Annotated in this window: 8 protein-coding genes; 6 read left to right on the top strand and 2 right to left on the bottom strand. The window is 52.8% G+C overall.

The annotated features are described in order from the left end of the window. Positions 1 to 754: 754 nt before the first annotated feature. The gene (locus H3V53_RS29345) at positions 755 to 1,423 is read left to right on the top strand and encodes a hypothetical protein (RefSeq protein WP_336600903.1); all 669 of its coding nucleotides are present in this window, start codon (positions 755 to 757) and stop codon (positions 1,421 to 1,423) included. 70 nt (positions 1,424 to 1,493) lie between these two features. Here H3V53_RS29345 and H3V53_RS29340 read toward each other — a convergent pair whose 3' ends face one another. Next, positions 1,494 to 2,885 (bottom strand): MATE family efflux transporter, encoded by a 1,392-nt coding sequence (locus tag H3V53_RS29340; protein WP_336600902.1) that lies wholly within the window; start codon positions 2,883 to 2,885, stop codon positions 1,494 to 1,496. Between the two features lie 104 nt (positions 2,886 to 2,989). Then, positions 2,990 to 3,475, bottom strand: coding sequence for a MarR family winged helix-turn-helix transcriptional regulator (locus H3V53_RS29335; protein WP_336600901.1), 486 nt, complete (start codon positions 3,473 to 3,475; stop codon positions 2,990 to 2,992). Between the two features lie 698 nt (positions 3,476 to 4,173). Between H3V53_RS29335 and H3V53_RS29330 the strand changes: the two genes are divergently transcribed. The 5 genes from H3V53_RS29330 to H3V53_RS29310 all read left to right on the top strand — a co-directional run bounded on the left by H3V53_RS29330 (position 4,174) and on the right by H3V53_RS29310 (position 12,173). Beyond that, positions 4,174 to 4,743, top strand: a complete 570-nt coding sequence (locus H3V53_RS29330) for an acyloxyacyl hydrolase (protein WP_336600900.1) — start codon at positions 4,174 to 4,176, stop codon at positions 4,741 to 4,743. 1,170 nt (positions 4,744 to 5,913) lie between these two features. Then, positions 5,914 to 7,398, top strand: a complete 1,485-nt coding sequence (locus H3V53_RS29325; protein ID WP_336600899.1) for an NAD-dependent succinate-semialdehyde dehydrogenase — start codon at positions 5,914 to 5,916, stop codon at positions 7,396 to 7,398. Positions 7,399 to 8,367: 969 nt separating this feature from the next. After that, positions 8,368 to 10,950 (top strand): PAS domain-containing sensor histidine kinase, encoded by a 2,583-nt coding sequence (locus tag H3V53_RS29320; protein ID WP_336600898.1) that lies wholly within the window; start codon positions 8,368 to 8,370, stop codon positions 10,948 to 10,950. Positions 10,951 to 11,112: 162 nt separating this feature from the next. Continuing rightward, positions 11,113 to 11,490 (top strand): response regulator transcription factor, encoded by a 378-nt coding sequence (locus H3V53_RS29315; protein ID WP_336600897.1) that lies wholly within the window; start codon positions 11,113 to 11,115, stop codon positions 11,488 to 11,490. A gap of 26 nt (positions 11,491 to 11,516) precedes the next feature. After that, a complete protein-coding gene (locus tag H3V53_RS29310) occupies positions 11,517 to 12,173 on the top strand; it encodes a response regulator transcription factor (RefSeq protein WP_336600896.1) in 657 nt (218 codons plus the stop codon). Positions 12,174 to 12,390: the final 217 nt, after the last annotated feature.

Here is a 12,390-nt window from a genome sequence, read left to right as displayed (position 1 = left end):
TTTAACTGAATCCCTTACACCGGTAGCGGAGTTTTACACGGCTCCATTGAAAATGGCGCTTCAAGGGGAAGCTCCGGCCTTCAGGCCGGGGTAGTTCACTAGCTGATCGCCAAGGTCTACATTTCCTCCTGTCGCGTTAGCCAAGGTGGCGTCGCAACCCAGCAGACAGGAAGAGGTGTTTTCATGAAAAGTAGCTTCGTTGCAGGTCTGGTTTTCTTCGCGGCATTTAGCACGCCGGCTTTCGCGCAAGGTAACGGAATTGGGCGAGCCGGGTCCTATCACGATCAATGGTGGAATCACTCTTCGGGCGAAACGGTGCAGAAAGGCCGGAATGCTGCGATTATTTGAGCGTGATGCGATGAAGTTGGATGGCACATCGACTGACAGCTCACAGGTCGAAGTGAATATCCTGGCGGAGAAAAATGCATCGCAGGCTACGGCGTCGCGCAACCAGTAGACAGCACGACGCTGATCGGCACACACATGGCGTTAATGGCGTGCCTTATCGCTAGCCATTGTTCTCTGTGGTCGTTGACGGAGGATGTTGAGACGCCTTATGACACGGAGAAGTGGTCGCTTTTCAATTCGATGCATCAGAGACGAAGACTCGATTCTTGTGTAGTACACTACGCTCACAATAGCTTGTCAGCAAGTATAACGATTCAGGCTGCAAGTGTTTTTCGATGCCCGCAAACCGCACTTCAGCAGCACTTCGAGTTTCGCGTGCACGGAGGGCTTGCGTCACAGACGATAAATGAAATCTACGAAGACCGATAGTAATCCCGTCACGCTTGCTGCGCTCAAGCAGCCCAACGCGTTGATATCGATCTCACGATCTTCGTTCAGCGCTCATGCTATCAAGCGCGAAGCACACGTTGCTTGCACAATGGGCATCGAATCTAGCATTGGCCATGTTGCTTTTTCTGCAACTGAAGCCGGCTATCGCATAAGCCAGCTGAATCGTTGGCGCAAAGAGTTCCGGTCGCCCAATCGCGGTGAGGCAGCGAAATTCCTTTCGCGACTGGAAAGTACGCTAGCGTTGATCAATTTAAATGCAATTGAAGACCGCCGCGTGCTTGTTGGAGGATATACGCCCGGAGAAGGAATCCGATATTCAGAGAGTAGTCGCCTAATCGTCTCGCTAGATGATCCGATATATAGCAGCAAATACCGAACCATGCACCGTTTCACAAAATTGCTGGAGGGCGAACTGGCTTCTAGCAAAGAACTGGTGGTAGCAAAGATGAAATCATCCTTTACACCATACATATGGATGGCCCATGCAATCATGGCAGTGCGTGATGCGGACAAGTCGTTTTTTGAAAATTACGTGCATGTTTCCGATGATTGGCTCGCCTTGGTCGTTGAACGATCTTTTATTTCAAAGCCGATCGAAAACTACATGATCAGTCGAATTCGATGAGCGTTATCCTCGTCGGCTGAGTATGCAAGGTGCAGCCTTATTCCGCTGCCAGCACAAGAGAGATCACAAATTAGTCAACGCTAGATGATGTCGATCGCCAGGCAGAAACAGACCATGCGACTGTTATGCCATACACCAACATCCCGACAGCGCCCGCCGCGAAGAAGAGTTTGAGAGATCCACCACTCTGAAGGATTAGAGTCCCGATCCCGGCAAATATAACGAGCCGCAGCCCCCCAGCGATCAAAGGCCAGCGCAGTTGACTGGCGCCTTGCGAAGCAAAATAAAGCGCAAAACCAAGCCCGAAGAAGCCGTAGAACGGGGCGACGATATGAAGGTAGGTGGACCCAGTCTCGAGCAGCTGCTCATTTCCGCCAAACAACAGTAGCCAGCGGCTTGGCCATATTGACGCGGCGATACCCAGTGTTTCGGCGATCAAAAACGCCATTGCGCCTCCAGTCAGTGCGATATTTCTGCCACGCCTGTGCTGACCTGCGCCAATGTTCGCTCCGACCAGTGCCACCATCGGCGCTCCAAGGCCGAAAGCTATCGGCATCAAAACGTATTCCAGTCGCGCGGCAGTTGCGTAGCCAGCGAGGGCGGCTGTCCCTGCATGAGCTGCAACTGCTGCGCCCGTGAGACCCACGATTGAATTCGTCAAGATGGGATTTACGCACGCAAGACCACCAATCGCGAAAATACGGCGAATCGGTGCGAAACTGAGCTTGCCAAAGCGTAGACGCGCGGCATTGCGATCGCTCATGCAATAACAACCCAACACCGCAGTGCCAGCTGCATAGTACGCCACAAGCGCCCAAGCACCGCCTGCTGCGCCAAGCTGGGGGAACGGGCCAATCCCAAATATGATGCACGGTGACAGAGGGATGAGAATGACTGCTCCCGCACAGATCACTATACCGGGCACCACCATGTTTCCGGTGCCTCGGACAATACTGGCTAGAGCATTCATGACCCACATCAAAGGCAGGCCGGCGAATAAAACGTGACCATATGCGGTCGCGGCCATCAGCGCCGCATCATGTGCACCGAGCATTTCAAAAAGGGGCCGGGCCAGGACGGTCAGAGCGATCGCAAACACCAGGCCGATAACGCCAGTTAGTACAACGGCATGAAGGGCCAGTTCATTAGCAAGATCAGAATTACCAGTGCCCAAAGCACGGGCGACTGAGGCTGATATGCCACCACCCATCGCACCTTGAGACATGTTTTGCATCAACATCAACACGGGGACGACCACTGCGATACCAGCCAGTACGTTCGTCCCCAGCTTTGCGAGCCACCATGTTTCGATTAGTCCCGTAGAGGATTGTGCGAGCATCATGAGGATGTTTGGCGAACTCATGCGTGCCAGCATGGGAACAATGGGCGCATCCAACATCACACGCAGGCGTGGATTGGCATCAGCTGGGGGCGAGCCGAGATGCGTCTGACTTACACTCATATAACGGCCTACAGAGAGAGGGGCAGCGAATTGGACAGCTGCGGAATTGTTGCGCTTGAAGTGGAAGCCGGGTCGGTTTCATGAAGAGCGGAAGATCGCCACTTTTACCCACGAGTCGGCACGATTTGATCATCACTCTTATCTGCGATTTTTAACAACTTCTGACGGAGCATCACGACTGAACGTTGAAGCTCCAAAAAGTCGCCTTTTGAGAGACCGCAATGTTCGACTATATCGATACTCGATGCGGATTCGTACAAGCGACGTCCACGATGAGTGAGCACGACGTTGACTTGCCGTTCATCCTGCGTATCGCGCTTCCGCTCTACGTATCCCATCGCTTCGAGCTTCTTTAGGATAGGCGTGAGCGTATTTGATTCAAGGTATAGCTTTTCGCCGAGTGAGCCTACCGTTTGCTCGCCTGCTTCCCAAAGAGCGATAATTGTGACGTACTGGGTGTAGGTTAGTTGTAGTTTATTCAGAATGGGTCTGTAGGCCTTGCCCAACGCCAGGTTAGCAGAATAGACAGTGAAGGACAGTAGACTTTCGAGCGAATGACGATTGGTTGTGTCTTCGGCAGATATGCTCATTGTTCTTCCCCATCGATAGAGACGCTATCGCAACATGTAATGTTCATGCAATGCAGCGTGAACTAGATGATAGCGCTAATCTTGCAGCGGTCGTGAACAATTTTCGTTTTGATTGGTCTTGTTTATAGGAATAAAATACGAAGCGTTTGGTAAAAACAGAATAATGAGGGTGCTGCGGGCTGCAGAGATTCCGCCCCAGGATGCTAGTGCCTCACTGTAACTTGCCATGGCGCGCCTCGGTCTTGCTGCGGGTGATCTTTTGCCTGGTATATCAACGGCTTAAGGCAAGATCGAAAGAAGATATCCACAGTGTTGCTAACAAAATATGGGGATAACTTGGGCGTCGATTGTTCTATGCCAAATTTTATCGAATGGATGCAATCTGAAATGACAACCATATAGGGCCGCTCAGGACCAAGTAGGCAAAAAATCTGGCGATTTACCGATTGTTTTCTGACGCAAGCAAAATGAAGGAGCGGGCTCATGTCTTTCTCAGGCATTCACAGCATGTGAAATAAGTCATTTGAATGCACAGTTCTCCCACGTGAAATACACTATGCCTTCGCGAGACCGTGCGCTTTATCGATATCGCGCTAGCGACAGAAGGCTGGTGAAGCATCGTGCGCAATTCTACGACTCGCGCTGGTCGCTGAAGCACTAGGCGTGTGAGAAAAAAGCAATCCGATCGTGGGAGATTCATGCGTAACACTAGGAATGCCGTTGTTCGTAACCTGATTTCATTGACAATTTTTGCTTCCGTTGCAAGCGCCGCACAGGATGCTCCAGCAGATTCTCATTACGGCTTTCAGTTTGCAGCGGGTGTTGCAGACCACGGGGTGAGGAAAGCAGATATCGGAGGAGTGTGGGATCCCGGATTAGGGTGGTGGGAAGTTGGGGGGTATTACTTCACGCTGGTCGGCGAAGCCCATGTTGCCTATTGGGACATTTGGGAGCGGGGCGCCACTCATTCAAACATATGGGAGTTTGGATTGACACCTGTATTCCGGGTCATCAAGAGCACGGGTCGGATACGTCCATACGTAGAAGCAGGAGTTGGAGTGCGCCTGTTGTCACACGTGCGAGAAACAGAAGATCGGACGCTATCCTCGTTTTTTCAATTCGCGGACATGGCGGGCGTGGGCGCGCAGTTTGGTGAGCATCAGAGCTATCAGGCAGGCTTTCGATTCCAACATTTATCGAATGCTGGCATCAAGCATCCAAACCCTGGTATAAATTTTAGTCAGATATATTTTCAATATAACTTCTAGCGCGTGCCGTTGTGGTTGCGACGATAGAAGTGATTAGCTAGGCTCCCCGGTTCAGAGGCGACGTACATGACATAGATCGTCTGCTTGACGAAGGCTAAATGCCTGCATACGACTCTTATCAACCGACGCTACAGCGTTGACTGACCCCAATGTGACGAATGATGCGCTGCGGCCGCCTGCAGCGATGGCGCTCTTCGTCAACGCCGCACCGCCGCTGTGAGGCAGCCACGGTCTGTCGAGGTGTAAGCTCGGCGCGGGGAGCATCGGCGGAGACGTCTGCGGCCGGTGTTACGTCAACGCGACAATACGGAAAGGCGCTGGAGCTTGCAGCGGGCAGAGTTGAAGGCGGGCGACATCGGTCTCGGTGTGAATGAACCCGCCACGACCAGCGACGGCCGGTGCATCGCGATAGACAGGCACTGCGGCAAGGCCCGCTAGCGGGCAGCCGAAGGTTAAGGGCGGAAGAATGCCAATCACGGCCGAAGCAGCAATGCACGAGAAGGTTGTGCACTACTATGGCGCCTCAGCATCGCTATGGTGCGCCCGAATAAGACAGAGGCGGCAGCTTACCGCAACAGTAATTTCAATGTCACGCCACCATGATTCACTGCTGTGTCATTAATCTGTTGCTGTTCTTTGGCTGCTACATGACAGCAGGTATGACCGTAGCTTGTCATGTAGATCAAGCGAAGGCATGTGGACTTTGCAATAACGTTGCGCCTGACTCCGCTATGGTTCCTCAGCGCCTCGAACTGCATTCAAACTCTGAGTAGAGCCGCAACATCCAGTGAAGACGAGGCACGGAGTAGCATAAATCAAGATGAATCGGGTCGCTAACTTCTGGCGAGCAATGATCTGACATCAAGCATGATTCGCGTTATCATACGCATGCGTCTAAAATCGTGGGATGGATGACGTGCATCATCTATAATAAATTTTTTGCCGGCGCTGCTCATCGCCGAAAGGCGGATGTTTGCGAATCCTGAGTCGGGCATAGGAAACCTGATCGCGAATCATGACACATCGAAGTTCTTGAACAGGTCTGCTCGGTGTGGATTACAAACGGATCATGACGATGCTGGCATGTCGAGCACTTATTTTTGCGTGCTGGGTTATGGATTTAAGGCGATAATGTAAGGCAATTGAATGAATGGCTGCGTGCGATAGACAATGGCACACATACTTCATAGCGAAGAGAATGAGATCGTTGCAGAGAGCAGCGTGCGAACGCATCGTCGCCTGTTCATCGACGGTGCATGGATAGATGCGACTGGTCATGGGCACACGGAAGTGTGTGACCCAGTTACAGGCAAATTTGTGAGCAAAGTCGTTCATGCGAGCGAGAAGGATCTTCGGGCAGCCGTCGAAGCGAGCCGTGCCGGCTTTGTCGTTTGGCGGGACCGGTCGGCTTTCCACCGATGCAAAATTATTCGCTCAGCAGCGAACCTTCTCAGAGAGCGTGCACCGCAGATTGCGCGACTGATGACACGCGAGCAGGGAAAACCACTTAAAGAAGCCGGAGGCGAGATAGCGCTCTCGGCAGACCTTCTTGACTGGTTCGCAGAAGAAGGCCGTCGCACGTATGGGCGGATGATCCCCGCGCGCGTGCCAGGTGTGAGTCAAGTGGTGTCGCGCGTACCGGTCGGGCCTGTCGCCGCCTTTACTCCCTCAAATTTTCCTATTGCCCAGGCAGTACGCAAGATTGGGCCGGCTTTGGCAGCAGGATGTTCCATAGTGCTTAAACCCGCAGAGGAAACAGCAGCGACTACCTCGGTGCTCGCTGATGTTTTTCGTGACGCGGGGTTGCCGCCGGGAGCACTTAACCTGCTGTACGGCGATCCAACCGAGATCTCAGAGCACCTTATTTCGCACCCCGTGATCAGGTTTGTGTCGTTTACTGGAGCGATGCAAACAGGCAAGGCAGTCGCGGCAATTGCAGGGATGCACATGAAGCGATGCTTAATGGAGCTCAGCGGTCATGCTCCAGCGATAATTTTCAACGATGCGGAGATCGATGCGGCAGCGAAACTTCTCGCCTTCGCCAAATATTACAATAGCGGGCAAGCGTGCGTGTCTCCAATCCGGTTTCTTGTTCAATCCGGCGTCTACGATGACTTTAAAGATCAGTTCATAGCCGAGGTTAAGCGTATCCACGTCGCCAACGGGATTTCACCCGGGTCCACGATGGGACCATTGACCACTGAGCAGCGTCTTCGTTTTGTGCAAGATCTGATTGACGACGCAATCGAGCGTGGGGCTACGGTTGAGCTTGGCGGTAAGCGGATCGGCGATATTGGGCACTTTCTGGAGCCAACCGTGCTGTCCAATGTAACAGTTGACATGCGGATCATGAACGAAGAACCGTTCGGCCCCGTGGCGCTACTAAGCGAATTTGAAACAGTCGAGCAAGCGATCAAAGAGGCGAATCGTGTCCCTCATGGGCTTGCATCGTATGCTTTCACCCGCAGTAACGCGATTGCGGACCATCTGTCTTCTGAGCTCGAGACCGGAATGCTATCTATCAATCATTTGGGGCTGGGACTACCCGAGACCCCTTATGGTGGAGTGAAAGCAAGCGGTTACGGATCAGAAGGAGGTACGGAAGCTCTCGATAATTATCTGGTAACCAAATTTGTATCGCACGCTGTCATGTGAAGACATCTGGATCTGCGAACGCGGTTTCGGTCAGCTTGCTGATACGAGTGGTGATACTGGTCTCGCGCTTGGATGACAAGCACAGTTCTTACAGATCTCGGTATCATGGGTCAGTACTCGTGGGAAAGTACAGTGGCAAGATTACGCGTTAGCATTGCTGCGGCGCAGTTTGCTTGGCGAGAAAGCGACAACGTCGGATGCGCGCCTTCGCAGAGTACTCGATGTAACCACGTCTGTGCGCTGCTTTCAGCAGAGTCTTTTCGCCGCACAAAGCCGAAAAATCAGGCTTCTGAACTAGATAAGAGAATCACCCGGAGATAGTGCGGCAGGATAATTCTTTAGGTGCAAGAGTTTCACACTCTTGCCCAAAAACGCCACCGATGGCCAGCAAAAGGCTCCGCATAGGCTCACCAGGAAATCAAGCGATCCATGACATAAGCTTCGTTCCTCCGACGGACTTACCCTTCAGAGGGCTGTTGAAGATCAAAGCGACAAATCGGGCATTTTTGCTGCCCTCAATGCTTACGTTTGAATGCATTACGCCATGGAGCGTGTCCTGTAACAAGTAGACAAAGGTATCGGAAACTGGGCCTGTACTTGCTGGTAGCAGGCTGCATCGCGGAAGCAATTCAGAAAAATTCATAAGGCAAACGGGCGCTTAAACGAAATCTAGATAGCGAATGCGTGCTATCCTCATCTAGGAAGCATGTGTGTGCGGCACACGAAGATAGATGTAGTAATTACGTATCTTTTACCTGAATGCGGCCGAGTGCGGGTGGGGTTTGACAACGTGAAGCGGGTAGCGAACCCCGCCCAGTGAACCGAGTGCGAAAGTTTGGCAGATACCAACAATGTAGCTTTTGCTTCGAGGATGGGAAGACTGATATTTGATGCTGGGATAACTGGTCGTGCAGACAACTTTGCTACCGAAGCGCGATACGACGCGGGCCGATGGCAAGAAGATTGAACATGGGAGCGCAGAAGGCCGGTTCTGGAGGTGGTGCGATGCCGTCATCTGCTGAATTTAGACAAATTCTTGGTGACACGAGGCGTATGGATGCCGTCAGTAGCTCAGTGGCTGCGCTGGATGAAATCCTTGATCTTCTCTTCATGCATCCCTCGAGTCATGAAGGAGAGGAAAGGACGCTTTTGGAGATCTTGTTCCGTAGGCTTATTGAAATATTAAGTCTTGATTTTGTTTGCTTTCGAATGCAAGACGCATCGCAGCATGTGCGCTTCGAAATCATCGATCAGGCGCGAACCGACTGCCATAGGTGCGAGGTTGGTGACCTTCGTCGATTGCTGAGCCGCACTTTGTCAACAAACGCCGACGACTCGGGCACGGCGTCGCTCCGAAAAATACGGTCAACCGAACTTTTTCAGCTTCATTTCTCCATCGATCAGATGCGAGCGGTATTCATCGCAGGAGCATCGCGCTATGAATTTCCGAGTCCAGCCGAGCAATTGGTTCTTAATGTTGCGGCGCGAAAAATCGTCGGTAGTCTGGGAAAACAGCCCTACGACCAGAGGCAGGTTGCGCTATCAGCGCTGGAGCAGCTTGCAGCACGGATGGGCACGAGGCTCGACCTAGGCACTGGCTTCGTTGCTGGATCTGTCGGCGTGGATACTCGCGAGCGCTACTATCAGCGCAAGCATTCGGTCGGCATGCCTGACTGGCGGCTACGGGAACTGTTTGATCTTCTTCCCATCATGGCGTGGAGCAGTTTCCCCGATGGTGCGTGCGAGTTTCTTAACAGGGCGCACTACGAGTATACGGGGTTGACTGCAGCTCAATCCAAAGATTGGGGCTGGCAAGTGGCCATTCATCCGAAAGATCTGGCGCACCGGATGGAGAAGTGGCACGAATCGACCGCATCTGGCAGACCGAGCGAAGCCGAGGTCAGGATTCGCCGCCACGATGGCGTCTATCGCTGGTTTCTATTTCGCATTGAACCATTTCGTGACAGATTCGGTGAGATCGTCCGCTGGTATGGTGTTGCGACTGATATCGAGGATCGGAAACGTGCTGAGGAAAACTGGTCTGCCAGTGAAAAGCGGCTGGGTTTGATCGTCAACACCATCCCGATGCTGATCTGGTCAAGTTTGCCAGACGGTCATGCCGATTTCTTTAATGAGCAGTGGTCCAGATATACGGGGTTCTCGTTCAGCCAAAGCGATGGCTGGGGATGGGCGAGAGCTCTCCACGTAGACGATTTTCGTCGTACAACCCAACACTGGCGCACGATAACAACGACAGGTGACCAGGATGATAATGGGTTCGAGGTTCGCATCAGGCGGGCGGATGGAGAGTATCGGTGGTTCTGGCTTCGTGCAAATGCCATGCGCGACGAATTGGGCGTTATCAAGCGATGGTACGTGACATGCACCGACATCCACGATCGGAAACTGGCGGAAGAAGGGGTGAGACGCAGCGAAGCCTTGCTGGCAGAAGCTCAACGGCTGGCTGGGCTAGGGACCTTCTCGTGGCGTGTAGGCTCGGACATCATCACTGGATCTAGCACACTGCAGGCAATGTTCGGATTCGAAGCTGGCGTGCCGATAACGCGAGCCATGATTGAAAGCCGGACCCATCCTGAGGATGCATCATTCATTTTTGAGAAAATCAATGATGAGAAGGACAGCCCGGCAACCTTTGAAGAGCAGGTGCGGATTCTAATGCCAGATGGGGCCGTCAAGTATCTTCAATATTGCGCGTACGCCACCACTGCACTAACTGGCGAAGTGGAATATGTTGGTACCGTGCAGGACATAACTGAGCGTCACCTCGCCTCAGAAGCTCTGGCTCAGGCACGAGCCGAACTCGCGCAGGCAGCCAGAGCGAGCAGCTTGGGGGTTCTTACGGCTTCTATCGCACATGAAGTCAACCAGCCGTTGGCCGGAATTATCACGAACGCGAACACGTCTCTTCGGATGCTTAATAATGAGTCACCGAATGTTGCGGGAGCGATTGAGACCGCGCGACGAATCATCCGCGATGGAAACCGGGCCGCTGATGTCATAGCGCGGCTGAGAAATCTTTTTAGTCAAAAGGAAATCAACACCAGCTGGTGGGATTTGGTCTCCGCTACACGAGAGGTGATAGAGCTTGCCCAGAGAGATTTGCGAAAAAATCGTATTGCTCTTACCGAGTCGTATGACTCGGAGCTTTCGCTCGTCGTAGGCGATCGGATTCAGATGCAGCAAGTAATCCTGAACCTGATCCGAAACGCGATCGATGCAGTGCAGGCCAACGCCGACGGGCCGCGCGAGGTTGCCGTTAGCGTCAGTTGCCGCGACGATTGCGCACACCTGTGTGTGAAGGACACCGGTATCGGATTTGACATTTCAGCCGCTGACAAGCTGTTTGAAGCGTTCTACACGACCAAGCGGGATGGAATGGGGATCGGTTTGTCGGTCAGCCGATGGATTGTCGAGGCTCATGGCGGCTCGCTGTGGGGGAGAAAAAATGAAGAGCGTGGTGCCACATTCGGGTTCTCGATACCATGTCACGGCACTACGGATTCTGATAACCATCCGGACGACACTGAATAGTATCCAGACCCAACACTATAGGCTAATAGACATCAGAGCCGACGGGCGCTATTTTTCTGATTGTTGTCAGGAAAGTTGCTTTTCGGTTGCTGCAATGCAGCATTTTTTTGCGTTCCATCTGGGGTGGTTGGCACCTCCAGTGCTTCGTGTGGGAAATGCACGATGGAAACACGGCTGCTTATTTCTGTAGTGGATGACGATGAGTCGGTGCGCGAGTCGCTTCCGGACCTTGTCCGGGAGTTTGGATTTGATGTGCGTGCATTTGACTCAGCTGAGTCGTTCCTGGAATCGGGAGGAGCCGCGCATACGGATTGTCTGATTCTCGATCTCATGATGCCAGGGATGGGAGGGCACGAACTGGCAATCCAGTTGAGAGCGAGGGATATCAACATTCCGATCATCTTTATCACGGCGAATCATAGTAGTTCTGCGCGTGGTCTGATGTCAATAGATGGCGTGATTGCGTGCCTATATAAGCCCTTCAGCGATAGTGAACTGTCTGATGCATTGATAAAGGCGGTGAATAAGACACGGAGATAATGAGCGTTGATGATTTGGAGAGGTCCATGAACACGCTGTACGTAGATGGTCGAAGGGCAGCATTGCCGGGTGCATCGTCATTGCCGATGACCGTCTTCATTGTTGATGACGACGTTTCTGTGCGAGAGGCGATTGAATCACTTCTGCAGCATGAAGGGTACGAGGTGAAAAGCTTCGTTCGTGCAGATGCGTTTCTTGAGCAACCGGAGGTCACAGGGGCAAGTTGCCTGCTCCTTGACATAGGATTGCCAGGCCTGACGGGGCTCGAACTACAGAAAACCCTTTCTGTCGAGCGACCAGCCATGCCCATCATCTTCGTTACCGGCCGACGGGACGCTCCGACGGTTGTAAGGGCAATGAAGGCTGGTGCAGTGGAGTTCTTGACGAAACCTTTCGAAGACGATGCCTTGCTCGATGCCGTTCGAGCTGCAATCGAACGTAGTGAAGGTTTGGTGGTTCGGGAGCGCCGCAAAGCAGCAATCAAGCATAAGTATCGTGAGTTGACGCCACGTGAGCGGGAAGTGCTTTCTCTGATTCTGAGAGGCTTCTTGAACAGAGAGATCGGTGACGAACTTGGCATCAGCGAAATCACTGTAAAAGCCCATCGAGGACAGGTGATGCGAAAAATGGAGGCAGAATCGCTCGCGGACCTGATACACATGGCCGGCGATGGAGAAATTTAGACGGTATTCGATACGACGTTGGTCTCGAGTCGTGTTAAGCCACCCGAGTCTCTCGAACGGGTCGCCTTAAAGCCGCAAAGCGCACCGGCCCGCACTGCTATGCCCGGCATCCAGAAATTTGCCACGGGCTCGGCAGATTTGAGCTGCTTGTTTTTCAACTCGGGAACAAACTACCCGTCAGCCGCGCTCGTTAATGAGGGTGCCGGCATTCTCATCC

The organism is Paraburkholderia bengalensis (assembly GCF_037126505.1).
GTDB classification, from domain to species: domain Bacteria; phylum Pseudomonadota; class Gammaproteobacteria; order Burkholderiales; family Burkholderiaceae; genus Paraburkholderia; species Paraburkholderia bengalensis.
The sequence above is the reverse complement of the archived record's forward strand: the minus strand, read 5'-3'. Positions and strand labels throughout refer to the sequence as shown.